The organism is Pseudomonas sp. m6p (assembly GCF_055760375.1).
On record NZ_CM147084.1, the window covers coordinates 6663840 to 6689102 of the forward strand.

Genomic DNA, 25263 nt, shown 5'->3' on the forward strand with positions numbered 1-25263 from the left:
AATGGCTGTGGTCTACAACTGATAGCTGAAACTGATGCTGTAGCGCGCCCGACGATTGAACGTATCCAGCGCCTCATCGGACATCGGCTTGGCGGCCTCCAATGCAATGTTGTAGTACTTGGCATCGCCAAAGCGCAGCCCCACTGCCGCCGATGACAGATCGTTGCTCTGTACCGCGAGCTTGTTGAACCAGGTTTTCGAACGGTCCAGCACCACATATGGCTGCAGGATGCGCACCCAGTTGCCGTCGCGGTTGAAGCTGTAGTTGACCTCGTAGGCCGCGCCCCAGCCTTTATCCCCCGACGCCTGATCGTCCGGGTAACCACGGCCGAAATTCTGCCCGCCGAACACGGCGCGTTCGCTGTCGGGCAAGGTGTCATCGCTCCAGTACAACGCGGCCGACAACACGCCTTGCCAGTTGTCGAAGAACTTGTCGCTCTGCACGCCGGAGAGGCGCAGGCGCAGGAAGTTCAGGTCCAGTGCCGGGTTGTTGGAATGTGCGCCCATGCTGTCCAGCCCCTGATACAAGCCGCCACTGACAATCCGCAGTTGCCGGGCGTCGCTCTTGCGCCAGTCGCTTTCGAACGCGAGGGCGCGTACGTCAGTGCGTTCCTCGATGCTCAACGGGTAGCCAACCACCTTGTAGCGGTTGGTGCTATCGACCGCATACAGCCGCGCGCCGGCATTGAGCAGTTCGTTGGCCGCAGCGATGAACGGGTGACTGACACCGATTGAGTAACGGTCGTCTTCCTTGTGCGGCTTGAGTTCGAAGCCATCGCTGGTGAGCACATTGGTGCCCGGATCGGCCCGGTAGCGGGAGGCAAACAGGCTCAGTTGCGTGCCTTCGCTGTTGAGGAACTGGTTGTAGTCCAGTCGGTAGTAATACTCGTGGTCATCCCCCGGCGGAAACAGCCCGCTGAGGGTCAATTGCTCGCCCATGGCGGTCTGCGAGTTGCTGCTGACCCCGAGCAACGCCTGGGTGCCATTGCGGTTGTCTTCGGTGGTGCTCAGGGTGCTGGTGATCGGTTTGCGGCTGGCCTGGGCCACCAGCGTCGTGGCGCCGTCGGTGGTGCCGGGCGGCGGCACTTGCGCCTGGATGGTCACGCCGGGGATGCGGGTTATCAAGGTGGTGTAGCGTTCGAAGGTCTTGCGGGTCAGCGGACGTTCGGCCTGGATTTTGGCTGCCAGTTCGTCGAGCAGGCCTTTGACCCGGCCGACATCGCCTTGTACCTGCACATCGCGCACATAACCCTCCACTAGCACGACCCGCGCCACGCCATCGTCGAAACGCTGTTGCGGCAGGAACGCATAGGACAGCAAGTAGCCGTCCTGCTGATAGCGGCGAGTGATGTTGCGTGTGGCTTCGATCAGATCGGCGAGGCTGGTCTGGTGGCCGATCAGGGGTTTGTAGACTTCGGCCAGTTCGTTGAGCGGGTAGATCGTGCCACCCTCGATTTGCACGGTTTTCAGATTGATCCTGGTCTCCATCAACAACGGTTGCGCAGCCGCGGCGCCCGGGTCGGGTACTTGCAGGGGCGTGGCGGCGGGGCGATAGGCATCGGCCGGCAGGTTGGGCACGGGCAGGTTACGCGTGGTTTCGTTGCTGTTGAGAAAACTGGGCAGGGTGTCGGCGAGGGCGGCGGAACTGAGACTGAGGAACAGCAGGGATGCCATTACGCGCATAGGACACTCCATGGTCAGATCACAGCGCTGGGCTGAATTTTTCCTAAGAAAAAAGCGGAAGACTCGTGGGAATCTTCCGCCCTCAACCAAGCGTAGGCGCTGTAGGTGAGGCCGTCGAATCGGCCAGGTGCAATTTAGCGTTTGGTGCCTCCAAGGGTGCCGGTCAGGCCACCGAGTACACCGCCCAGGCCACCGGTTGCGGTGCCGCCAGTGGCGGTAGTGGCGGTAGTGGCGGTAGTGGCAGTGCCGCCATTGAGCAGGCCGCCAACTGTGGATACGACGCCGCCGACTCCACCGGTAGTGCCGCTGGTACCTCCGTTAAGCAGGCCGCCGACCGAGGCGACAGTGGCGCCAACATTGTTGACCACGCCGCCGACGGCGGTTGTAACCGGGTTATTGGTGGCTGCAATGGTGGTGCCGATGCTGCTGACAGCGCCGCCGACCTGGCCGGTGAGGCCTGCGACCGGTGCGCCCAGACCTGTCGTGGCTCCGACTTGTTGGGTCACGCTGGTCACGGCGCTCGTGACCGGATTCAGCCCTGCACCCACAGTGGCTCCCACTGTCGCGAGCGGCGAGGTGGTGGCGGTGATCGGCGTGCCCGATCCGCCGAGAACAGTGTTGACCGAGGCGATGGTGTTGCCCAGGGACGCGGTGGTGACGCCCGCGGCGCTGACCGCGCCGTTGGTGTTGCCGGCGTTCAAACCAGAACCGACGTTAACCACGGCACCGCCTACGGTTTGCAGCAGGCCGGTCCCGCCGAGGCCGCCGCCCAATCCACCACCAGAGCCGGTGCCGTTGTCCACCAGCCCGCCGGCCTTGGCGACTGTGGTGCCGACGTTGCTCAGCGCGCCGCCGACCGTGCTGGTCAGTGCGTTACCGTTACCGGCCCCGGTGACTTGACCGCCCAACCCTTTCACTGCACCACCCACTTGGCCGATGACACCGTTGAGCGGAGCACCGAGTCCGGTCGCGCTGCCCACTTTGTCGGTGGTGCTTTCAACCATCGCGATGACCGGGACAAGGCTGTTACCGACATTTTTGGTCACCGAACCTAGCGGTCCGGTGGTAGTAGCCAGGCTCAGGGTGTCGCCGAGCATGGTGACTTTCTCACCGACACCGTCGAGTACCGGTGCAACTTTGGTGACCACGCCGCCGACTACCGGGACACTGCCGGTAGCGGTCGACAGCTTGCCGCTCAGGTCCGAGACGCCGTCGCCGACATCGGCGACCACTCCGCCGACCGATGACGCGGTAACGCCCAGACCATTGTCGACCTTGCCCAATTTGCCAATGCCGTTGGTCACGCCATCACCCAGGGTGCTGACTACATTGCCGGCGGTATTCGCTGCGCTTTGCACGACGCCACCGACCACCGGAACAGTGCTCAGCGAGTCACCAACCGTACCGACGCCATCGCCAACGCCGCTGACCGTTTTACCGACATCCTGTAACAGGGTGGTGGTCACCAGCGGGTTAGTCGTCGGGTTGGTCGGGCCGGTCGGGTCAGTTCCACCTGTTCCGCCGGTGCCGCCAGTGCCGCCGGTACCCCCGGTTCCTCCAGTGCCACCGGTGCCACCGGTGCCGGTGCCGCCAGTTCCACCGGTACCGCCTGTACCACCAGTGCCGGCGGTATCAGTCCCACCGGTTCCTCCCGTTCCGCCGGTGCCTGCGGTTCCACCGGTCCCACCGGTCCCGGTATCCGAACCACCGGTACCTCCCGTACCGCTCGTGCCCCCACTGCCACCCGCGCCTGCTGCCGCGCTGTCTGGGGACGAACTGCCGGAACTGCTGTGATGGCCGCCACCGCCGCTGCTGCAGCCCGCGAGGCCAAGGGAGAGGATCAATGCCAGAGCTGTTGCCGATTTGCACCACACTTGAGTTTTCATGATTGAGATTCCTTGCACCTGTAACAACATTCGTCGTTTTCGATGGCTCACCCGTCTGTCGCCGGTGATGCCTCGTCCGTGGTGTCAATCTCGATCGCGTCGCGGCTTGCCGCCATTCTCAAGTTGGTATTAACGCCTTTATATATAAGGCGCCGCGCAGTGCCTAAGGACTAATACCCAGGATATAAACGCGCAAAAAAAAGCCTTGAAAATCAAGGCTGGGAGTTTTCCAGGGGGCCGCGTGAAGGGCGGAAAAACTTAAGTGATATATACACAATTTACAGGCTTGCCCGGGGTGGAATCAGGCAACCGGTTGCCACTGACCAACCATATGCTCCAGATCGCCAGCACCGATCAGGCGTAATTCGCCACTCGACCCTGCCGCACTCGCCAGCAACGAAACCTCGCTGGGCAAACGCACCGGTTTGCGAAAGTGCACGACGATTTCCAGGTTGGCTTTTGGCAAGTGATCGGCCAGTGCCGCAAGGGTTCGTGCCTTGTTCCACAAGCCGTGAGCAATCGCCGTGGGAAAACCGAACAGCCTGGCACTGGCGGCGCTCAGGTGAATCGGGTTGTAGTCGCCCGAGACCTTGGCGTACTGCCGACCGATATCGGCCGGCGCTTTCCACTGCGCCACCTGGGTCAGGGCCTGCGCAGGTTCCCACTGTTGTTCGACCGGTTCGCCGTCGAGTTTCACGCCACGACAAAGCATCTGGCTTTCGGCTTCCCACAGCGGCCCGAGTTGATCATCGAGGGTGGTCAACACATCGAAGGTTGCCCCTTTGGGATGTGGCTGCAGGTTGTGCACGCGGACGCTGACTTGTGCGCGACTGATTCCGCCCATCGGCCGCCATACACGGATGCGGTTGCTCAGATGAATCAACCCCAGCAGCGGGAACGGAAAATCCTTCTGCGTGAGCAATTGCATTTGCAGGGCGAACGCGAGGATGTGTGGATAAGTCGGCGGCAGCAGGCCGTCATCGGCAAAGCCGCAAACCTTGCGATAGGCCGCCAGCTTCTGGCCGTCGACATCGATCCAGCAGCGCAAGCCGCTGTCGGGCAGTCGGGTGCCGGTGATCTTGCGCCTTGTCGCGGCCCGCGCATACAGGCCGGGCAGGCTCGGTTCGCGGTCGAGGGTGTGCCATTCAATGCTCATGTCTACGCCCCCAGAACACTTTGTCCACAGACCCGCAGCGCCTGGCCAGTGAACGCGCCAGTGCCCGGTTGGGCCAGCCAAGCCACGGCTTCGGCGACGTCTTGCGGCAAACCGCCCTGGCCCAACGAACTCATGCGTCGCCCGGCCTCACGCAGGCCGAACGGAATGTGCGCGGTCATCTGGGTTTCGATGAAACCCGGCGCCACGGCGTTGATGCTGATGCCGCGTTCGTGCAGCGTCGGCGCCCAGGCCTGAGCCAGGCCGATCAGCCCGGCCTTGCTCGCGGCGTAGTTGGTCTGTCCGCGATTGCCGGCGATGCCGCTGATCGAGGCCAGTAGAATGACCCGCGCGTTGTCGTGCAAGGTGCCGCTGTCGAGCAGGGCCTTGGTCAGCACCTGCGGCGCATGGAGGTTGACCGCCAGCACCGCATCCCAGAATTCCGGGGTCATGTTGGCCAGGGTCTTGTCGCGGGTGATCCCGGCGTTGTGCACCAGAATGTCGAGACCGTCCGGCAGTTGTTCGATCAATTGCGCAGCGGCGTCTTCAGCGCAAATGTCGAGGGTGATAGCGCGGCCGCCTAGCCGTGCGGCGAGGGCTTCCAGATCGGTCCTGGCCGGCGGCACGTCGAGCAGAATCACCTCGGCGCCATCGCGGGCCAGGGTTTCGGCGATGGATGCGCCGATCCCGCGAGCTGCCCCGGTGACCAACGCTTTGCGTCCGGCCAATGGCCGGGTCCAGTCGGTGACTGGCGTGGCGCACGCGGTCAGGCGAATCACCTGCCCGGAGATGAAGGCACTTTTCGGCGAGAGGAAAAACCGCAGCGGGCCTTCCAGTTGCTCTTCGGCGCCCTCACCGACATAAATCAGTTGCAGCGTACCGCCGCTGCGCAGCTCCTTGGCCAGCGAGCGCGAGAAACCTTCCAGTGCCCGTTGTGCGCTGGAGGCAAAGGGATCGCGCAGGGTTTCCGGAGCGCGGCCGAGAATCACCAGGTGCGCACTGTGGTCGAGGTTTTTCATCAGCGGCTGGAAGAATTCGCGCAGCTGTTTGAGCTGGTCGGTGTGCTGCAGGTCGCTGGCGTCGAACACCACGGCCTTGAGTTTCGGCCCGTGCCCGGGAATCCACGCGGTGGCCAGCGACGGTTCGGTGCCGTAGCTGTAGATCGCATCGGTCAGGCGGTTGGCGAATGCAATGACCCGCTCGGCCAGCGGCCCGCCGCCGATCAACAGCGCACCGTCTACCGGCCGCAGGCGCCCGGCCTGCCAGCGTTCCAGCCGCACCGGCGACGGCAGGCCCAACGCCCCGACCAGACGATGGCCGATGGATGAGTTGGCGAAGTCGATATAGCGGTCAGACATGGAACGCTCTCCAAAAGTTGGGGTTCAAAGTGTGGACTACCAACGGCAATCAATCGTTCGATCCACGCAATAAGGCCTACGCTTGAACAGCAGAGTAGACCACCGTCCCTGTGGGAGCTGGCTTGCCAGCGATGGCGCGTGTCAGCCACTGGAAATGCTGGATGTGCCGGCCCTATCGCTGGCAAGCCAGCTCCCACAGGGATTTCCATGAATTCGGATCAACAAGGAGCTTTTCATGAGTCAGCTGCGCCGCGTCGCCATCATCGGTGGTAACCGTATTCCTTTCGCCCGCTCCAACGGGCCGTACGCCACCGCCAGCAATCAGGTGATGCTCACTGCTGCCCTGGAAGGCCTGATCGAACGCTACAACCTGCACGGCCAGCGCATTGGCGAAGTGGTTGCCGGTGCGGTGCTTAAATTGTCACGGGATATGAATCTGACCCGAGAATGTGTGCTCGGCTCGCGGCTGTCACCGGCCACCCCGGCCTATGACATTCAGCAAGCCTGCGGCACCGGGCTGGAAGCGGCGCTGCTGGTGGCGAACAAAATCGCCCTCGGCCAGATCGATTGCGGCATCGCTGGCGGCGTTGATACCACGTCGGACGCGCCGATCAGCATCAGCGAAGGCTTGCGCAAAATCCTTCTGCAGGCCAACCGCGCCAAGACCACCGGCGACAAGCTGAAAACCTTTCTGCAACTGCGCCCAAGGCACCTGATCCCGGAATTTCCGCGTAATGGCGAGCCACGCACCGGCCTGTCGATGGGCCAGCACTGCGAATTGATGGCGCAGACCTGGAACATTCCTCGTGAAGAGCAGGATCAACTGGCCCTCGAAAGCCATCACAAACTCGCCGCGTCCTACAGCGAAGGCTGGCACAACGACCTGATGACGCCGTTTCTCGGCCTGACCCGCGACAACAACCTGCGCCCGGACCTGACCCTGGAAAAACTCGCCACGCTCAAACCTGCCTTCGAAAAAAGCCCGAAGGGGACGCTGACGGCGGGCAACTCCACGCCGCTCACCGACGGTGCCTCGGTGGTGCTGCTGGGCAGTGAAGAATGGGCGAAAGAGCGTGGTTTGCCGATCCTTGCCTATCTGCGTGACGGCGAAGCGGCGGCCGTGGATTTCGTCAACGGCGCCGAAGGGCTGTTGATGGCACCGGTGTATGCGGTGCCGCGTCTGCTGGCGCGCAATGGCCTGACCTTGCAGGACTTCGACTACTACGAGATTCACGAAGCGTTCGCCGCGCAGGTGCTGTGCACGCTCAAGGCCTGGGAAGACCCCGAATACTGCAAGACCCGTCTTGGACTGGATGCGCCGCTCGGTTCAATCGATCGCAGCCGCTTGAATGTCAAAGGCAGCTCGCTGGCGGCGGGGCATCCGTTTGCTGCGACGGGCGGGCGGATTGTCGCCAATCTGGCGAAATTGCTGGATGCGGCGGGCAAAGGCAGAGGACTGATCTCGATCTGCGCTGCCGGCGGCCAGGGTGTCACCGCAATCATCGAACGCTGAGCGCAATTCCCCCGGGGAAATGCAGGCGATGTCAGATTCTGTCGCAAATGCCCTCGACGCCCGATCACTACAAGTCCGGTGGGCTCGGCTATGATCGGCAGCGGTCGATTATTTCGGCACAGTGTGTGCATCCACAGGGTTCACAGGTCGGCAACCCCTCCCCGTAGCGCGAGGATTGCCGTATAACGAGTGACATTCGCGTGTTTGGTAATAAAGGACCCACAATAAAAGCTGATGAAGACTCCAAAACGCATTGAACCCCTGATCGAAGACGGTCTGGTCGACGAAGTGCTGCGCCCACTCATGAGTGGTAAAGAAGCAGCTGTTTATGTGGTGCGCTGCGGTAACCAGTTACGTTGCGCGAAGGTCTACAAGGAGGCGAACAAACGCAGTTTCCGCCAGGCAGCCGAGTATCAGGAAGGGCGCAAGGTGCGTAACAGCCGGCAGGCGCGGGCGATGGCCAAGGGTTCGAAATTCGGTCGCAAGGAGACCGAGGACGCCTGGCAGAACGCCGAAGTCGCGGCGCTGTTCCGCTTGGCAGGAGCTGGCGTGCGAGTGCCCAAGCCGTATGATTTTCTCGATGGCGTGCTGCTGATGGAGCTGGTGGCCGACGAATACGGTGATGCCGCGCCGCGTCTGAACGACGTGGTGCTGGAGCCGGATCAGGCCCGCGAATATCACGCGTTCCTGATCTCGCAGATCGTGTTGATGTTGTGTACCGGTCTGGTGCACGGTGACCTCTCGGAGTTCAACGTGCTGCTGACCCCGACAGGTCCTGTGATCATCGACCTGCCGCAGGCAGTGGATGCCGCCGGTAACAACCACGCGTTCAGCATGCTGGAGCGTGATGTGGGCAACATGGCTTCGTACTTCGGGCGCTTTGCCCCGGAGCTGAAGAAAACCCGTTACGCGAAAGAAATGTGGGCGCTGTACGAAGCCGGCACCTTGCACCCGAACAGTGTGCTGACCGGCGAGTTCGACGATCCTGAGGACCTGGCCGACGTTGGCGGAGTGTTGCGCGAGATCGAAGCGGCGCGTCTGGATGAAGAGCGCAAGCAGGCGATCCGTGCCGCCGACGATGCGCCCAAAGGCAAGTCCGACGAACCACCGCCGCCACCGTGGATGCAGTAAGCGCTTGAACAGAAACCCGGCTTCGGCCGGGTTTTTTTGTGCCCGCATGTTCCTTCACCACACCTCACTGTGGGAGCTGGCTTGCCAGCGATAGTGGAGGTTCAGCTGAAAAATTTTATCGGATGTACCGGCCTCTTCGCTGGCAAGCCAGCTCCCACAGGGGCCGGTGGTGTCTATGGACTTTATGTGGGAATCTTGTCAGCCCTCGCACACTCAAGGACTGAATGTGAACGCCCGCCTCATCATCAGCGCCCGGCTGATCTCCGACTTCGGCGCTTTCCTCAACATGGTCGCGCTGGCGACTTACGTTTACCTGCTGAGCAACAGCGCCATGAGCGTCGGGGTGTTTCTCGCCAGTCGTGTCGGCGGGGGGATTTTTGCCAGCCTGATTGGCACTCGCTTTTACCGGCGCTGGAGCGGCCGGATGCCGTTGATTGCCTTCGATCTGCTGCGCGCGGTGTTGCTGGGTCTGCTGTTGATCCTGCCGGGGAGCCAGCAGGCGTTGCTGTTGCCGGTGATTGCCTTCGGTTTGGGCTTTGGCAACTCGATGTTCGCCATCGGCCTCAACAGTCAATTGCCGAGGCTGATCGAAGCCGCGCAGCTACTGAAAACCAATGCCTGGATCACCTCGGCTTCATCGGCGGCAATGGTCGGTGGCAGCCTGGTGTCCGGCTTGCTGGTGGCGGCATTCGGTTTCGAAACGGTGTTTGCGCTAAACGCATTGACCTATGTGCTGGCGGCGCTGTTGATTGCGCCGTTGCGCTTCGCCGCTGCAGACGTCTGCGAACAATCGACCAACGAACGCAGCGAATGGTCAGCCCTGAAACAAGGCCTGCGCAGCGCTCCGGTGATTGCGGCGATGCTCGCCGTGACCATGGCCGACACCTTGGGCAGCGCCGCGCACAATGTCGGCTTTCCGATCATCTCCAAACTGCTGACGCCCGATTCGGCCAGCACCACTCTGGGCCTGATGCTGGCGGTGTGGGCCAGCGGCAAACTGCTGGGTGCGCGGATTGCCAGTCGCCTCAAAGGTTCTGATAACCGTGAGCTGGAGCGACGGTATTTCTTCGGCGTGGCGTTGATGTCCTGCGGTTTTATCCTGATGTTCCAGCAGCACAGCCTTCTCGGTCTGCTGCTGTTTTCCCTGCCGGCGGGGTTGGGGGACGGCATTTCCGAGGTCGGCCTGATGTCGCGCCTGCAACGCGAACCGGAGCATTTGCGCTTGCCGGTTTTCAGCTTCCTGACCTTGCTGCAAATGACCGGGTTCGGTGTCGGCATGTTGATCGCCGCGCCGTTCTACGGCTGGTGGACGCCGGGTGCCGTGGTGCTGCTGTTCCACGGCATCCCGCTCGGTACGTTGTTGACCGTTAAGCTGTTGGCGCTCAGGCGCGGGCGGGTTGCGCGCAGCAGCCCGACGCCAGTTCCTTGAGGATCGGGCAGTCGGGGCGATGGTCGCCATTACAGTGCTCGACCAGGTCCTGCAGGGTGTCGCGCAGCTCGCCGAGTTCGCGGATCTTCTGGTTCAGCTCGTCAATATGCTGCCGTGCCAGGGCTTTCACATCGGCGCTGGCGCGCTGGCGATCCTGCCACAGGGTCAGCAGCTTGCCGACTTCTTCCAGAGAAAATCCCAGGTCCCGCGAACGCTTGATGAACGCCAGCGTGTGCAGGTCATCATCGCTGTAGACACGGTAGCCGCTGTCGGTGCGATGGGCAGCCTTGAGCAGGCCGATCGACTCGTAATAGCGGATCATCTTTGCGCTCAGGCCACTGTGCCGGGCCGCTTGGCCGATGTTCATCGGTGCTCCTCCAGATCCTTCGGTTTCCAGGTTTTCAACAGTAGCGCATTGCTCACCACGCTGACGCTCGACAGTGCCATTGCCGCGCCGGCCAGCACCGGGTTGAGAAAACCGAACGCCGCCAGCGGAATGCCGATCAGGTTGTAGACGAAGGCCCAGAACAGATTCTGGCGGATCTTCGCGTAGGTCTTGCGGCTGATCTCCAGCGCGGCGGGCACCAGTCGTGGATCGCCGCGCATCAAGGTAATGCCGGCCGCGTGCATGGCCACATCGGTGCCGCCGCCCATGGCGATACCGATATCCGCTGCGGCCAATGCCGGGGCGTCGTTGATGCCATCACCGACCATCGCCACCACCCCGGCTTTTTTCAGCTCGGCGACGGTGGCGGCCTTGTCGGCGGGCAGCACTTCGGCGTGAACGTTTTCAATGCCCAGCGCCTCGGCCACCACGCGCGCACTGCCACGGTTGTCGCCGGTCAGCAAATGGCTGTGGATACCTCCGGCGGCCAGTTGCTGCACGGCTTGCAGTGCGCCGGGCTTGAGCGTGTCGCCGAAGGCGAACAAGCCGAGTACACGCGGTTTCGGGCTTTGCTCGATCAGCCACGACAGGGTTCGGCCTTGGCTTTCCCAAGCCTTGGCGGACTCGGCGAGATTGCCCGCGCTCAGGCCACTTTCTTCCAGCAAGCGCCGATTGCCCAGCGCCAGGCGCCGACCATCAAGCGTGCCAGCGATACCGCGTCCGGTCAGGGACTGACTGTCGCTGACGTCCGGCACCGGCAGCTCGCGCTCGGCAGCAGCGTCCAGCACAGCTTTGGCCAGCGGATGCTCGCTGCCGCGCTGCAGGGCGCCGGCCAGTGTCAGCAGGGTATTTTCATCGCCATCCAGCGCACTGAAATGGGCGATGCGCGGCGTGCCGGAAGTCAGTGTGCCGGTCTTGTCGAAGACCACGTTGTCGACCTCATGGGCTCGCTCCAGCGCTTCGGCGTCCTTGATCAGAATGCCGTGACGCGCAGCCACACCGGTGCCGGCCATGATCGCTGTCGGCGTGGCGAGGCCGAGGGCACACGGACAAGCGATCACCAGCACCGCGACGGCGTTGATCAACGCGGTTTCCATAGGCGCGCCGTACAGCCACCAGCCAATCAACGTGACGAGGGCAATCAGCAACACGGTGGGCACGAACACCTGGCTGACTTTATCCACCAGTTTCTGGATCGGCGCTTTCGCTGCCTGGGCGTCTTCCACCAGCCGAATGATCCGCGCCAGCACGCTTTCCGCGCCGAGGGCGGTGGTGCGCACCAGCAGGCGACCTTCGCCGTTGATCGCACCGCCGGTGACCTGGTCGCCCGGCTGTTTTGGCACTGGCAGGCTCTCGCCGCTGATCAGCGCTTCGTCAGCGTGGCTCTGGCCTTCCAGCACTTCACCGTCCACCGGGAAGCGTTCGCCGGGTTTGACCAGAACAAGATCGTTGAGGCGCAGGGCGCTGATCGCGACGTCTTGCTCGCGACCGTCGATGACTTGAATCGCCCGTTCCGGGCGCAAGGCTTCGAGGGCACGGATGGCGCTGGCGGTCTGGCGCTTGGCGCGGCTTTCCAGATATTTGCCGAGCAGCACCAGGGCGATCACCACGGCTGAGGCTTCGAAATACAGATGCGGCATGCGCCCGGCGGCGGTGGCCCATTCGTACAGGCTCAGGCCATAACCGGCGCTGGTGCCGAGGGCGACCAGCAAGTCCATGTTGCCGGCGCCGGCGCGCACGGCTTTCCACGCGGCCACATAAAATCGCGCGCCGAAAATGAATTGCACCGGCGTGGCAAGGGCAAATTGCGCCCAGGCCGGGAGCATCCAGTGAATGCCGAATGGTTGCAGCAGCATCGGCAGCACCAGCGGCAAGGCCAGAACGATGGCGCAGATCAGCGCCCAGCGTTCATGTTGCAGGCGCTGTTGCTGGTTATCAGTTGCAGGATGTTCGGCTTGCCAGACGCTGGCCGAGTAACCGGCCTTGCTCACGGCGTCGAGCAGCAATTGCGGATCGGTCTGACCGAGCAATTCGAGGTGGGCGCGTTCGTTGGCGAGGTTGACGCTGACGCTCCTCACCCCGGGGACTTTGTTCAGGGCGCGCTCGACGCGACCGACGCACGAGGCGCAGGTCATGCCGTCGATGCTCAGTTCCACGGTTTGTTGTGGGACGCTGTAACCGGCGCGTTCAACCGCCTCCATCAACGCCGGCAAGCGGTCACCGGGTGCCTGGACGCGGGCCTGTTCGGTGGCGAGATTGACGCTGACGCCACTGGCGCCGCTGACGTTGCGCAACGCCCGCTCGACACGCCCGGCGCAACTGGCGCAGGTCATGCCGGCAATCGGCAGATCGAAAGTGATGGAATCGGACATCGGTCTTACTCCCTGTAGAAGATGTCTACAAGGATCAACCTTGCCATGCGGGCAAGGTCAAGCGCCAATCTGAAAAGCAAAAGATCGCAGCCTTCGGCAGCTCCTACAGGTGGATTGCATTCCAATGCAGGAGCTGCCGAAGGCTGCGATCTTTTTCGTTGACTCAATATTCGAGGGCGGCAGGTCGCAGGTACAGCCCTTTGGCGTTGGCCGCGATCCGGTACTTGAGCACATCGCCGGCCTTGAGCGAGATCTGCTGCGCGGGCGGCGCGAGCATGCCTGCCTGGCAACCCGGCACCTGGCCAGGCAATTGTTTCAGACGAATGGACAGCGTGCCGTGGGGCAGGTTAAAGGAAGTCGTCTGTTCCTGCAGCAGACGCCCAGCGAGTTGATCATTGACGTACACGCCAATCTCGCAGGAAGTCGGCACTTCCAGGCGCTCGCGCGAGATGATCAGAACCGCATAGTCCTCGCCGGTCGCATTGGCCTGAGGCAGGGCGGCAAAGAGGCTGAGCAAGCCAAACAGGCTGAAAGCTGACCAGCGCATGGCTGAATCTCCTGAATTTGAGTCATTGATGCACGCAGCTTGGCTGAGCGCAGCGCCGATTGCCAGCCCGGCAGTTTTACGCAGAACTTGACCTTGCCATGGTGGCAAGCTCGACACTGCCGGCAACCTCACTCAAAGGAGTCCCTCCATGCAAGTGTTCAGCGTTCAAGGCATGTCCTGCGGCCACTGTGTCAAAGCCATCACCAACGCCGTGCAGGCGAAAGATCCGGCGGCCAGCGTGCGGGTCGATCTGGCAGCCAAAGAAGTCGGCGTCGAAAGCTCGCTCAGCCCTGAGCAGGTGATCGAGGTCATCAGCGAAGAGGGCTACCCGGTAAAACTCGCCGGATGATCAAAAGCCAAAAGATCGCAGCCTTCGGCAGCTCCTACAGGAAACGCATTCCAATGTAGGAGCTGCCGCAGGCTGCGATCTTTTGATTTTTGCAGGAAAACTCCACAGGGCAGTTCGTCTGACTTTTTAATAGTTAGCGAGCTATCGGAATGTTCAAGGTGTCTTTGCGCGGCTAGACTGTCGGGCTGCCGACTCCAATCCAACCTGGATGCCTGATGAACTTCCGTACCATTCTGATTCTCGGTGCCTTGAGCGCCTTCGGTCCGCTGGCGATCGACTTCTATCTGCCGGCGTTCCCGTCAATGGCGCTGGCCTTTGGCACCGATGAAAAGCACGTCCAGCTGACACTGGCAGCGTATTTCGCCGGTCTGTCGATCGGGCAGTTGTTGTATGGCCCGGTGGCCGACCGGTTTGGTCGGCGCCTGCCGCTGCTGGTCGGTGTCGGCCTGTTCACGCTGGCCTCGTTGGCCTGCGCCTATGCGCCGAATCTGCAATGGCTGATCGGGGCCCGCTTCGTCCAGGCCTTGGGCGGCTGCGCGGGGATGGTGATTTCCCGGGCGGTGGTCAGCGACAAATGCGATGCCGTCGGATCGGCGAAAGTCTTCTCGCAGTTGATGCTGGTGATGGGTTTGGCGCCAATCCTCGCACCATTGCTCGGCGGTCTGCTGGTCAACACCACGGGTTGGCAGTCGATCTTCCTTGTGCTGACCGGCTTTAGTGCACTGGCCGGCCTCGCTGTGGCGCTGGGGTTACCGGAAAGCCTGCCGGCCTACGTGCCGCGCCAGCCGCTGTCCGGTGCGTTGCGTCAATACGGCCGGTTGTTCGGCGACCGGGTGTTTCTCGGCCACGCACTGACCGGCGGTATCGCGGTCGCCGGGATGTTTTCCTATATCGCCGGCTCACCATTTGTCTTCATCAAACTGTACGGCGTACCCGCCGAGCATTTCGGCTGGCTGTTCGGCACCAATGCAGCGGGTTTCATTCTGGTGGCTCAGGTCAACGCGCGGCTGTTGGCCAAGCGCGGTCCGTCCTTCCTGCTGGCGCGAGCGGTGTGGGTATACCTGTTGGCCGGCGTTTCGCTGCTCGCGGTCAGCGCGATGCACACCGAAGCATTGTGGCCGCTGTTGATTCCGTTGTTCGTGTGCATTGCCAGCCTCGGCTGCATCCTGCCCAATGCTGCGGCATGCGCGATGAACGGCCAGGGCGCGCGTGCCGGGAGTGCCTCGGCGCTGATGGGCTGCCTGCAATTCAGCGTGGCCTCCGGCGCGGCCTCGCTGGTGGGTGTCCTGCACGACGGCAGCGCCATGCCGATGGCCATGGTCATCAGCCTGTGCGGACTGCTGGTGGTGAGCATTGCGATGTACACCCGGCGTTTGCAGAATGCCCGGGCACTGGCGCAAGCACAGGCCGAAGCCTGAACTTCAGCCGACGGCGCGTTGTTGTCCGGGCTGGGGAATCTGATGGGGCGCGTGCAGGCGCGCTTCGAGGGTGCGGGTGAAGGCGAGCGCCTCGGCTTCACTGCGAAAGGTCACGGCGTGCTGGTCCAGACGAACTTGCCATTGAGACTTTGCCACTTCTTTTATCAGGATCTTCATTGCTGACCTCCCTTGTGTAAAAGATGCATCGCAGAGGTTTCGATTGTAGACCTGAATACGATCGCATTTGTGACAACGGAGAAGCATCTGACTGACGGCAAAAAACAGCGCCAGCCCTTGACGGGTCTGGCGCTGATTGCGGCCGTCGGATTCTCAGAAACTTTCTAAAACAATTTTGCCCTTGGCTTTGCCGCTTTCCAGCAACTCGTGCGCGCGTCGCAGGTTCGCCGCATTGATCGTGCCGAAATGCTCGCCCACCGTAGTTTTCAAAGTCCCCGCATCAATCAGCTCGGCCACGCGGTTGAGCAGTTTGTGCTGCTCGATCATGTCCGGGGTTTCGAACAGCGAGCGGGTGTACATGAATTCCCAGTGCAGCGACAGGCTCTTGCGCTTGAGTTTGCTCACGTCCAGTGACTTAGGATCGTCGATCAGCGCCAGTTTGCCTTGCGGCGCCAAGGCCTCGACCAGTTGATCGAGGTGCAGATCGGTCTGGGTCAGGCTGGCGACGTGGGTCACGTGATCGATGCCGGCGCGCTTTAGCTCTTCGCTCAACGGCTGGCTGTGATCGATCACCAGATCGGCGCCCAACTCAGTCACCCAGTCGCGAGTCTGTGCACGGGACGCAGTGCCGATCACCTTCAGGCCGGTCAACTGGCGGGCCAGTTGGGTGAGGATCGAACCGACACCGCCAGCGGCGCCGACGATTAGCAGGCTTTGACCTTCATCGGTCTTGCCCTCACGGATCTGCAGGCGTTCGAACAGCAATTCCCACGCGGTGATCGCGGTCAGCGGCAGGGCAGCGGCTTCGGCGAAACCCAGGGACTTGGGCATGTGGCCGACAATCCGCTCATCCACCACGTGCAGTTCGCTGTTGCCACCGGCACGGGCGATGGAGCCGGCGTAGAACACCTTGTCGCCGGCCTTGAACAGCGTCACTTCACTGCCGACGGCTTTGACCACGCCGGCGACGTCCCAGCCCAGCACTTTTGCCGCGCCGTTTTCCGGCGCCACGTTCTGCCGCACCTTGGTGTCGACCGGGTTGACCGAGATGGCTTTGACTTCCACCAACAGGTCGCGCGGGCCGGCGACCGGCTCCGGCAGTTCGATGTCTTGCAGGGATTTTTCGTCGCTGATCGGCAGGGAAGCGTAATAGGCGATGGCTTTCATGACTTGCTCCGTAGCGGTAATAGAAGAAGGGCTCAGGCGATGCTGCCCAGGCGTTTCAATTGGAAGTGTTCGATACAGTGGCCGGCTGTGGTCTGGAAATTCTGGAAGTGCGCGCTGGCGTTGTGCGCCTGGAGGATTTCTTCGCTGGCCCAGTGTTCGATCACATAGAAAGTCAGCGGGTCGGCGAGGTCGCGGTGCAGGTCGTACTGGCCGCAGCCTTCCTCGGCGCGGCTCGGCTCAACCAGTGCGCGCAGGGCGTTTTCGAGGGTGTCCTGCTGACCGGGTTTAGCGATCAGGGTGGCGATGGCGGTGAATGCTTGGGACATGTTTGGCTCCAGTCGCGGGATAAATGGGCTTGGGCCAATCATTGGCTATTTCTCGGCGCGATAAAACCGGCTAAAAGAGCAGTCTCTTTCAATTTTATTTTGATAATCGAGGCTGAGAATGCTGCGTTTCGACGATTTACAGTTGTTCGTTCGCGCTGCGGACCTGGGCAGTCTGTCGGCAGCCGCGCGGGTGATGGACATGTCTGCCGCGGTGGCCAGCGCCGCGCTCAAGCGTATCGAACAGCAACTGGGCGTGCGCTTGCTGGCGCGTTCGACCCGCAGCCTGCGCCTGACCGCCGAGGGCGAAGGCTTTCTCGAATATGCCCGGGCCGCGCTCGGTTCGCTGGACGAGGGCCGGCGCTTTCTCTCCAGCGCGCAGGATCAGGTCAGCGGCATCCTGCAGTTATCGGCGCCTTCGGATTTCGGGCGTAACCTGCTGTTGCCGTGGCTCGACGAGTTTCAGCGCGAGCACCCGAAGCTGACCGTGCGCCTGTTGCTCGGTGACCGTATCGCCGACCTGTTCCGCCAGCCAGTGGACATCGCCCTGCGCTATGGCGAACCGGAAGATTCGAGCCTGGTGGCCCTGCCCATCGCCCCGGACAATCGCCGCGTGCTCTGCGCCTCGCCGGCCTACCTGGCGCGCCACGGCGAGCCGCGTCAGCTCGAACAATTGGCGCAGCACAATTGCCTGCTGTACATGCTCGGCAGCCGCGTGCATGACCATTGGAGTTTTCATGACGGCAAGCGCGAAGTCGGTCTGACGGTCAGTGGTGATCGCTTCAGTGATGACGCCGACGTCGTACGGTTGTGGGCGGTGGCGGGGGCGGGCATTGCTTATAAATCGTGGCTCGATGTCGGCACCGATGTCCTCGCCGGACGCCTCAAAGTGTTGCTGCCGGAGCTTCTCTGCGAGCGTGCTCCGCTGAATCTGTTGTGCGCCCATCGCGCGCAATTGAGTAAGCCGGTAAACCTTTTAAGGGAAATGCTCGCCAGCCGATGCGTCGAATTGAGTAGTCAATTTCCCAATTTCCCGAAACTTGATCATTAGTCGCAGGCAATTAGCGAAATTTCACTCAGGAACTATCACCATTCGCGTCAGCCACGGCGCAGGAAGCAGCGTGCATCCCGCTTATACTAGCGACCGCCTCAAACCTGCACCGACAACTGGCCAGGGCAGAATCAGGCCGGTTTTTCCAGGGCCGTGCCTGCGCCATACAAACGCTGTGAACACGCCATCGACGGGTGTGGCAGTGCTGACCTGGCTTGCACCGGCTCATGGCGTTTTACCCGTCTTGGCCGACGACACATTACTGGTCAAGATGTCTTCGAGCAGTAGACGATACGATTCAACAGGGAGTGAATACATGGAACATGCACCTTGCATCAGCCAGATCGCCACGCTGCTGGCCGACCCCAAGCGCAGCGCGATGATGTGGGCGTTGATGGATGGCTCGGCCCGCCAGACCGAGGAGCTGGCGCTGCTGGCAGGGCTGTCGCCGTCGTCGGCCAGTGCGCATCTGGGGCGTTTGTCCGCGGGTGGCCTGTTGAAAGTCGAGGTCCGTGGACGCAAGCGTTTCTTCCGTCTGGCGGCTCCGGAAATCGCAGCCGCCATTGAAGCCCTGGCCAGTGCCACGATTGCCAGTGCGCCGCGGGACGTCCCTCACGTATTCAAACGCTCGACGCCGATCAACAATCCACGAACCGCACCGTCCTCGCTGCTGCGTGCGCGCTTTTGCGATGATCATTTGGGCGGCACGCTGGCCGCCGATCTGTACCAGCGTTTGCTTGATGCCGGTTGGATCGAACAGATCGAGCAGCGGGTCGTGGTGACGCTCAAAGGCTCGACGCAGTTGGCGAATCGCGGGGTGTTCATTCAGGCCCTGGCTCATCGCAAGGCCCAGGTGGCGTGTGCCTGTCCGGACTGGAGCGAACGCCGTCCGCATCTGGGCGGTTCACTGGGCGCCGCGTTGCTGCAATTGTTCATGCAGTCCGGCTGGCTGGTGCTGCCCAAGGATTCTCGCGCATTGCAAGTCACGCCGGCCGGACAGCGGGAAATCCACTGTTTCGCCAAGGAAGTCGAGCTGGAACTGGCGTAATAGAGCATTCGCCGGTCAACACTTCGGGGCTTGCGTCGTCTGTGACTGCGAACAGGTCGTATCCAGAAAAAGCGTTGAGGCGTTATCGCGCACACTCGGTCCGCACACTTCGTGGATGGGGGATGAGGTATGGATACGCGAAACTTCAGCGCGGCAGAACGCCTGGAACGGCTGCCGCTCAGCGGTTATCACCGGGTCATTTTCATCATCATCGCCTTGGCGTTCTTTTTCGATTCCATGGATCTGGCCATGATGACGTTCCTGCTCGGCTCGATCAAAAGCGAGTTTGGCCTGAGCAGTGCACAAGCCGGCCTGCTCGCCAGTTCGAGTTTTTTTGGGATGGTGCTGGGGGCATCGCTGTCGGGCATGCTCGCCGACCGCTTCGGACGCAAACCGGTGTTTCAGTGGAGCATCGTGTTGTGGGGCGTGGCCAGTTACCTGTGTTCGACCGCGCAAACGGTCGAGAGCCTGACGCTGTTCCGGATCCTGCTGGGGATCGGCATGGGCATGGAGTTTCCCATTGCGCAGTCGATGCTCTCGGAGCTGATCCCGGCGCAACGGCGCGGTCGCTACATCGCGTTGATGGACGGTTTCTGGCCATTGGGTTTTGTCGCTGCCGGCGTACTGTCTTACTTCCTGCTGCCATTGATTGGCTGGCGCGACATCTTCCTGGTGTTGGCGGTACCGGCGGTGTTTGTGCTGGCGATCCGTTTCTTTATCCCCGAATCACCGCGCTGGCTGGAGCAAGCCGGACGCCATGAGGCGGCGGACAAGGTTCTGAGCGCAATAGAGACGCGCGTGCGCACGTCGCTCGGGGGGGCGACGCTGCCGGAGCCGGTGCGCCTGCCAAGGACAGTGACGCCGCCGGGCAACTTCTTCTCGGCTCTGCAGCAGATCTGGTCGCCGCAATACCGCCAGCGCACGACGATGATCTGGAGCCTGTGGTTTTTCGCCTTGCTCGGTTTTTACGGGCTGACGTCGTGGCTCAGTGCCTTGTTGCAGCAGTCGGGTTTCGCCGTGACCCAGTCGGTGTATTACACCGTGCTGATTTCTCTGGGCGGGATTCCCGGGTTTCTGATGGCGGCGTGGCTGGTGGAACGCTGGGGGCGTAAACCGGTGTGTATCGTCACGCTGCTGGGCGGCGGGGTGATGGCGTTCATCTACGGCCAGAGTGCGGTGTTTGGGGGCAATGTCGCGCTGCTGATCGGCTCGGGATTGTTGATGCAGTTTTTCCTGTTCGGCATGTGGGCGGTGCTTTACACCTATACGCCGGAGTTGTACCCGACTTCGGCGCGCGCCACAGGTTCGGGCTTTGCCTCGGCGATTGGGCGTGTCGGTTCGCTGCTCGGGCCGTTGGTGACCGGATTGGTGTTCCCGATTACCGGGCAGGGCGGAGTGTTTGCACTGGGGGCGCTGTGCTTTGCGATTGCGGCGGGGGTGGTGTGGCTGTTCGGAATGGAGACGCGGGGCAAGACGCTGGAAGAGCTTACAGAGTCGACACCGGTGTAAATGTGGGAGCGAGCCTGCTCGCGAAAGGCGTGTGTCAGACAACTCAAACTGTGACTGACACGAAGCCTTCGCGAGCAGGCTCGCTCCCACATTGGAACTTCAGCGTTTTTACGGTTTTACCAGACGCGCATCCAGGCTGTTCTGCGCCAGGCGCTTGGCCTGATCCTGGGTCATGCCCAGGTGTTCGTGCAGCGCGTGGAAGTTCTCGGTGACGTAGCCGCCGAAATACGCCGGGTCATCGGAGTTGACGGTGACCTTCACCCCACGCTCGAGCATGTCGAGGATGTTGTGCTGCGACATGTGATCGAACACGCAGAGCTTGGTGTTCGACAGCGGGCACACAGTCAACGGGATCTGCTCGTCGATGATCCGCTGCATCAGGCGCTCGTCTTCGATGGCGCGTACGCCATGGTCGATGCGCTGGATCTTCAGCAGGTCGATGGCTTCCCAGATGTACTCCGGCGGGCCTTCTTCACCGGCGTGGGCGACTGTCAGGAAACCCTCGTGGCGGGCGCGGTCGAACACACGCTGGAACTTGCTTGGCGGGTGACCCATCTCGGAGCTGTCGAGGCCGACGGCGACAAACGCATCACGGAACGGCAGCGCCTGATCGAGGGTTTTCTGTGCTTCGTCTTCGCTCAGGTGGCGCAGGAAGCTCAGGATCAAACCGCTGGTGATGCCCAGTTGCTGCTCGCCATCCTTGAGTGCCGCGGCGATGCCGTTGAGCACCACTTCGAACGGGATGCCACGGTCGGTGTGGGTCTGCGGGTCGAAGAATGGTTCGGTGTGAATCACGTTCTGCGCTTTGCAGCGCAGCAGGTAGGCCCAGGTCAGGTCGTAGAAGTCCTGCGAGGTGCGCAGCACATCGGCGCCCTGGTAATACAGGTCGAGGAATTCCTGCAGGTTGTTGAAGGCGTAGGCCTTGCGCAGGGTTTCGACATCGCTCCACGGCAGGGCGATCTTGTTGCGTTCGGCCAGGGCGAACAGCAACTCAGGCTCCAGCGAGCCTTCCAGATGCAGGTGCAGTTCGGCCTTGGGCAGGGCGTTGAGCCAATCGTACATATTCTTTTCTCATCAGGTGCAGATGGCGGCCATTCTACAGATGCGCGCCGAAACAATTGGCAAAACCTGACCAAGCGATCCATCACACCGCTTGCGGCTCGCGCCGATAGGCGTAGGTATCGGCGAAGCGCGACAGCAGGAATTCGGCGCAGGTGGTGGTCGGATATTTCGCCGGATGCTGTGCGTCCTGGCAACCGGGCAGGCATTCGATACGTGTGTCCGGGTGCGGCTCGGCGAAGAACGGCATCGAATAGCGATCCACTCCCAGCGGACTGATGACCCGGTGCGGCGTCGAGCGATAACGGTCGTTGCTCCAGCGTGCCATCATGTCGCCGAGGTTGACCACGAAGGTGCCGTCAATCGGTGGCGCGTCGATCCATTCACCGTTGATGTTCTTCACTTGCAGGCCGCCGGCGCTGTCCTGGTAGAGCAGGGTGATGCAGCCGTAATCGGTGTGCGCTCCGGCGCCTTGCTGTGCGGCGCTGCTGGCGGTGTGGCGTGGTGGGTAGTGGATCATCCGCAGTACGCTGACCGGCTCAACGAAGCGCGAATCGAAGAAGTCGCGTTCGATCCCCAGCGCAATCGTCATCGCCCGCAGCAGGGTTTGCGCGAGCGCCTGCATGTCGAGGTAGTGCTGCTCCATCAGCGGTTCCCAACCGGCGATCGGTGGATGGCGATTCGGCCCGCGCAAGGGTTTATTCGCGAGCACCTCGGGATGATCCGCCGGCAGGTGCAGGCCCATGTCGAAGGTTTCCTTGAGGTCGCTGGGTTTGTCCGGGTCGAGCTGTTCGGTGGCGATGGCGCCGTAGCCGCGATGGTGGCGGGTCCGGGTGATGTCGATCCGCAGTTTTTCTTCTGCCGGTTGCGCAAAAAAACGCTGGGCGTGGTCGAGCAGCGAGTCGATGCGCTGCGCGGAAATCGGGTGGCCCTTGATGTAGAAAAAGCCCCATTCGCGGCAGGCCTGGTCGATCTGCGCGGCGACGGCGGGCCAGGCGTTTTGGTCGGTGGAATAGAGCGGGCTGATGTCGATGACCGGAAGCTGATCCATACACAATCCTTGAATACGCTGTGTTTCCAATGTGGGAGCGAGCCTGCTCGCGAAGAGGGGGTGCCAGACAACATTTTTGTTTAATGACACACCGCTTTCGCGAGCAGGCTCGCTCCCACCGGGTTTTGTGTGGTGAATCGAAGGTTTACTTCGGCATCTCGGCCTTCATCCCTTCCACGTAATAGTTCATCGACGCCAATTCGGCATTGGTTGCGCTCACCCCAGCAGGGATTTTCTCCACGCCGGCCTGATCCTTGATCGGCCCGGTGAACGGTTGCAACTTACCGCTCTTGATGTCGGCAATGATCTGCTCGGCCTCGGCTTTCACCGGTGCCGGCACCAGGTCGCTGATCGGCAGTTCAACCGTACCTTCTTTCAAACCACCCCAGTAGTCCTGGGATTTCCAGCTGTGGTCGATCACGCTTTGCGTGGCCTGAATGTAGTGCGGTGCCCAGTCGTTGACGATCGAAGTCAGCACCGCTTTCGGGCCGAAGTGCGCCATGTCCGAGGCGTAACCCACGGCGTACACGCCACGGCGTTCGGCGGCCTGGATCGGCGCCGGGCTGTCGGTGTGCTGGAACACCACGTCCACGCCCTGATCGATCAGCGCGTTGGCGGCGTCGGCTTCCTTGCCCGGGTCGAACCACGAGTTGACCCACACCACTTTGATCTCGGTGCCGGGGTTGTATTTGTTCAGCGCCAGCTGGATGGCGTTGATGTCGCGGATCACTTCCGGAATCGGGAACGAGGCGACGTAGCCGATCTTCTTGGTCTTGGTCATCTTCGCTGCGAGGAAGCCGCCGACATAACGACCCTCGTAGGTGCGCGCGAGATAGGTGCCGAGGTTCTTGTCCTGCTTGTAGCCGGTGGCGTGTTCGAAGGTCACCTTGGGAAACTGTTTGGCGACTTTCAGCGTCGGGTTCATGTAGCCGAAGGAGGTGGTGAAGATCAGGTCGTAGTTGTCCTTGGCCATGTTGCGGATCACCCGCTCGGCGTCGGCGCCCTCGGCCACGTTCTCGACGTAATTGGTGCTGATCTGCGGGCCGAATTTCTCTGCCAGCGCCTTGCGCCCCTGTTCATGCTGATACGTCCAGCCGTGGTCGCCGATCGGGCCGATGTAGACGAAACCGACCTTCAGCGGATCGGCAGCGCTGGCGCTCAGGCTGATCCCCAGACCGATGGCGGCGCACAGCAGTTTGTGCAGCGGACGTATTTGCATGAATTGGAGCTCCATTTTGTTGTGTGTGGTCAGGGGCAATGCAAATTGCTGACCAACAGGACAACAAACAAAAAGATCGCAGCCTTCGGCAGCTCCTACAGGGGAATGCGCAACCTGTAGGAGCTGCCGCAGGCTGCGATCTTTTCAGCGCCGGAACCAACGCAGTGCAAGTCAGTGGATTCACGCTGTCGGCTGGTGCGCTAAGGTGTAACGAAACGTTAGCGCCGCGCCGCAGTCAGTAGCTCATTCGAACCTCTCGGCAAAAAGGCCCGTCATGCTCACGATCCTCAAGCAAGAAAGCTTTCTGCTGCTGGCGGTGATCGCCGCGTGCATCGCCTACCCGCTGGAACACTGGATGCTCCACAGCGGGCAGGTCGTCGCGCTGATCTGCGGTCTGGTGCTGATCGGCTTCATCGTCGCCGCCTCGATGCGCGTCGCCCATCAGGCCGAACTGCTCGCAGAAAAAGTCGGCGATCCTTACGGCACGATGATCCTGACCCTCGCTGCGGTGCTGGTGGAAGTGGTGATCCTGGCAATCATGATGAGCAACGAAGCCTCGGCCACACTGGTGCGGGACACGATCTATTCGGCGGTGATGCTCGACATCAACGGCATCCTCGGCCTCGCCGCGTTGATGGGCGGGCTCAAGCACGGCGAGCAGTCGTACAACGATGATTCGGCACGCAGCTACAGCGTGATGATCCTCACCGCCATGGGCGTATCGATGGTGGTGCCGGAGTTTATTCCGGCGGCCAACTGGAAGGTTTATTCAGCGTTCACCATCGGTGCGATGGTGGTGCTTTACGCATTGTTCCTGCGCATGCAGGTCGGGCCGCACAGTTACTTTTTCAGCTACAGCTACCCGGATAAACGCCGCAAGAAAGAACCGGTGGAAAATGAACCGAAACCGCTGAGCCTGGCGTGGTCGATCGGCATTCTGGTGTTTGGGGTGGTGGTGATCGGCGCACTGGCCGAAGTGATGTCCAAGACCCTCGATCTGGGCCTGGAAGGCACGGGCGCGCCGCCGGTGATCACGGCGATTCTGGTGGCGGCGATTTCCGCGGCGCCGGAGATTCTGACAGCGTTGCGTGCCGCGTTGGCCAACCGCATGCAATCGGTGGTGAACATTGCGATGGGCGCGTCACTGTCGACGGTGATTCTGACCGTGCCGGTGATGGAAGCGATGGCGCTGTACACCGGTCAGCCGTTTCAGATGGCGATGACCCCGGTGCAGACAGTGATGATCTTCATCACGCTGATCGTCAGTGCGATCAACCTGAATGACGGCGAGACCAATGCGATTGAGGGTATGACGCACTTTGTGCTGTTTGCGACGTTTATCATGCTGTCGCTGTTGGGTCTCTAAGCCCACCACAAATCCGGTGTAGGAGCTGCCGCAGGCTGCGATCTTTTGACTTGTTTTCAAAATCAAAAG

At 61.8% G+C, this 25263-nt stretch carries 22 protein-coding genes; 9 read left to right on the forward strand and 13 right to left on the reverse strand.

Translation table 11 applies throughout. The annotated features are described in order from the left end of the window. Nucleotides 1-12 precede the first annotated feature (12 nt). From ACYZUM_RS30355 to ACYZUM_RS30370, 4 genes are all read right to left on the reverse strand, one after another. Nucleotides 13-1683 (reverse strand): ShlB/FhaC/HecB family hemolysin secretion/activation protein, encoded by a 1671-nt coding sequence (locus tag ACYZUM_RS30355; RefSeq protein ID WP_108181588.1) that lies wholly within the window; start codon nucleotides 1681-1683, stop codon nucleotides 13-15. Between the two features lie 134 nt (nucleotides 1684-1817). Next, nucleotides 1818-3569: a collagen-like triple helix repeat-containing protein gene (locus ACYZUM_RS30360; RefSeq protein ID WP_108181589.1), complete on the reverse strand. Its 1752-nt coding sequence runs from the start codon at nucleotides 3567-3569 to the stop codon at nucleotides 1818-1820. 301 nt (nucleotides 3570-3870) lie between these two features. Next, a complete protein-coding gene (locus tag ACYZUM_RS30365; protein ID WP_108181590.1) occupies nucleotides 3871-4725 on the reverse strand; it encodes a MaoC family dehydratase in 855 nt (284 codons plus the stop codon). A gap of 2 nt (nucleotides 4726-4727) precedes the next feature. Then, nucleotides 4728-6080: a 3-oxoacyl-ACP reductase gene (locus tag ACYZUM_RS30370; RefSeq protein WP_108181591.1), complete on the reverse strand. Its 1353-nt coding sequence runs from the start codon at nucleotides 6078-6080 to the stop codon at nucleotides 4728-4730. 235 nt (nucleotides 6081-6315) lie between these two features. On the opposite strand from ACYZUM_RS30370, the gene ACYZUM_RS30375 reads away from it, so the two are divergent. The 3 genes from ACYZUM_RS30375 (at nucleotide 6316) to ACYZUM_RS30385 (ending at nucleotide 10153) form a co-directional block, all read left to right on the forward strand. Then, nucleotides 6316-7593, forward strand: coding sequence for an acetyl-CoA C-acetyltransferase (locus ACYZUM_RS30375; RefSeq protein ID WP_108181592.1), 1278 nt, complete (start codon nucleotides 6316-6318; stop codon nucleotides 7591-7593). A gap of 234 nt (nucleotides 7594-7827) precedes the next feature. Continuing rightward, complete coding sequence (locus tag ACYZUM_RS30380; protein WP_041067990.1) at nucleotides 7828-8724, forward strand: PA4780 family RIO1-like protein kinase; 897 nt, start codon at nucleotides 7828-7830, stop codon at nucleotides 8722-8724. A gap of 184 nt (nucleotides 8725-8908) precedes the next feature. Further along, nucleotides 8909-10153 (forward strand): MFS transporter, encoded by a 1245-nt coding sequence (locus ACYZUM_RS30385; RefSeq protein ID WP_108184360.1) that lies wholly within the window; start codon nucleotides 8909-8911, stop codon nucleotides 10151-10153. Here the strand turns inward: ACYZUM_RS30385 and cueR are convergent. The 3 genes from cueR to ACYZUM_RS30400 all read right to left on the reverse strand — a co-directional run bounded on the left by cueR (nucleotide 10107) and on the right by ACYZUM_RS30400 (nucleotide 13457). Beyond that, nucleotides 10107-10520: a Cu(I)-responsive transcriptional regulator gene (gene cueR, locus ACYZUM_RS30390; RefSeq protein WP_007962968.1), complete on the reverse strand. Its 414-nt coding sequence runs from the start codon at nucleotides 10518-10520 to the stop codon at nucleotides 10107-10109. The two genes, ACYZUM_RS30385 and cueR, sit on opposite strands and share 47 nt — an antisense overlap. Further along, nucleotides 10517-12910: a heavy metal translocating P-type ATPase gene (locus ACYZUM_RS30395; protein ID WP_108181593.1), complete on the reverse strand. Its 2394-nt coding sequence runs from the start codon at nucleotides 12908-12910 to the stop codon at nucleotides 10517-10519. The genes cueR and ACYZUM_RS30395 overlap by 4 nt, the downstream gene beginning before the upstream one ends. 163 nt (nucleotides 12911-13073) lie before the next feature. Continuing rightward, entirely contained in the window at nucleotides 13074-13457 is a 384-nt protein-coding gene (locus ACYZUM_RS30400) for a hypothetical protein (protein ID WP_041067979.1), read from the reverse strand. Nucleotides 13458-13605: 148 nt separating this feature from the next. Between ACYZUM_RS30400 and ACYZUM_RS30405 the strand changes: the two genes are divergently transcribed. Together ACYZUM_RS30405 and ACYZUM_RS30410 are read left to right on the forward strand one after the other, a co-directional pair. After that, nucleotides 13606-13806: a heavy-metal-associated domain-containing protein gene (locus ACYZUM_RS30405; protein ID WP_047291084.1), complete on the forward strand. Its 201-nt coding sequence runs from the start codon at nucleotides 13606-13608 to the stop codon at nucleotides 13804-13806. A 215-nt stretch (nucleotides 13807-14021) separates the two neighbouring features. Further along, on the forward strand, nucleotides 14022-15224 hold the full coding sequence (locus tag ACYZUM_RS30410; RefSeq protein WP_041067973.1) for a multidrug effflux MFS transporter: 1203 nt from the start codon (nucleotides 14022-14024) through the stop codon (nucleotides 15222-15224). 3 nt (nucleotides 15225-15227) lie between these two features. On the opposite strand, the gene ACYZUM_RS30415 is transcribed toward ACYZUM_RS30410, so the two are convergent. The 3 genes from ACYZUM_RS30415 to ACYZUM_RS30425 form a co-directional block, all read right to left on the reverse strand. Further along, nucleotides 15228-15401 (reverse strand): hypothetical protein, encoded by a 174-nt coding sequence (locus tag ACYZUM_RS30415; protein WP_169842458.1) that lies wholly within the window; start codon nucleotides 15399-15401, stop codon nucleotides 15228-15230. A gap of 153 nt (nucleotides 15402-15554) precedes the next feature. After that, a complete protein-coding gene (locus ACYZUM_RS30420; RefSeq protein WP_047291086.1) occupies nucleotides 15555-16568 on the reverse strand; it encodes a zinc-binding alcohol dehydrogenase family protein in 1014 nt (337 codons plus the stop codon). 32 nt (nucleotides 16569-16600) lie between these two features. Beyond that, nucleotides 16601-16894, reverse strand: a complete 294-nt coding sequence (locus ACYZUM_RS30425) for a putative quinol monooxygenase (protein WP_041067967.1) — start codon at nucleotides 16892-16894, stop codon at nucleotides 16601-16603. A gap of 118 nt (nucleotides 16895-17012) precedes the next feature. Here ACYZUM_RS30425 and ACYZUM_RS30430 point away from each other — a divergent pair, with 118 nt between their 5' ends. The 3 genes from ACYZUM_RS30430 to ACYZUM_RS30440 all read left to right on the forward strand — a co-directional run bounded on the left by ACYZUM_RS30430 (nucleotide 17013) and on the right by ACYZUM_RS30440 (nucleotide 20499). Further along, nucleotides 17013-17942 (forward strand): LysR family transcriptional regulator, encoded by a 930-nt coding sequence (locus tag ACYZUM_RS30430; protein WP_086794394.1) that lies wholly within the window; start codon nucleotides 17013-17015, stop codon nucleotides 17940-17942. 316 nt (nucleotides 17943-18258) lie between these two features. Beyond that, on the forward strand, nucleotides 18259-18990 hold the full coding sequence (locus ACYZUM_RS30435) for an ArsR/SmtB family transcription factor (RefSeq protein WP_041067961.1): 732 nt from the start codon (nucleotides 18259-18261) through the stop codon (nucleotides 18988-18990). Nucleotides 18991-19119: 129 nt separating this feature from the next. After that, nucleotides 19120-20499, forward strand: a complete 1380-nt coding sequence (locus ACYZUM_RS30440) for an MFS transporter (RefSeq protein WP_108181594.1) — start codon at nucleotides 19120-19122, stop codon at nucleotides 20497-20499. Between the two features lie 108 nt (nucleotides 20500-20607). Here the strand turns inward: ACYZUM_RS30440 and ACYZUM_RS30445 are convergent, their stop codons facing one another. The 3 genes from ACYZUM_RS30445 to ACYZUM_RS30455 form a co-directional block, all read right to left on the reverse strand. Continuing rightward, the gene (locus ACYZUM_RS30445) at nucleotides 20608-21561 is read right to left on the reverse strand and encodes an adenosine deaminase (RefSeq protein ID WP_003221371.1); all 954 of its coding nucleotides are present in this window, start codon (nucleotides 21559-21561) and stop codon (nucleotides 20608-20610) included. An 82-nt stretch (nucleotides 21562-21643) separates the two neighbouring features. Then, complete coding sequence (locus tag ACYZUM_RS30450; protein WP_108181595.1) at nucleotides 21644-22609, reverse strand: 2-oxoglutarate and iron-dependent oxygenase domain-containing protein; 966 nt, start codon at nucleotides 22607-22609, stop codon at nucleotides 21644-21646. Between the two features lie 145 nt (nucleotides 22610-22754). Beyond that, on the reverse strand, nucleotides 22755-23828 hold the full coding sequence (locus tag ACYZUM_RS30455; RefSeq protein ID WP_108181596.1) for a BMP family ABC transporter substrate-binding protein: 1074 nt from the start codon (nucleotides 23826-23828) through the stop codon (nucleotides 22755-22757). 274 nt (nucleotides 23829-24102) lie between these two features. Between ACYZUM_RS30455 and ACYZUM_RS30460 the strand changes: the two genes are divergently transcribed. Then, entirely contained in the window at nucleotides 24103-25194 is a 1092-nt protein-coding gene (locus ACYZUM_RS30460) for a calcium:cation antiporter (protein ID WP_108181597.1), read from the forward strand. Nucleotides 25195-25263: the final 69 nt, after the last annotated feature.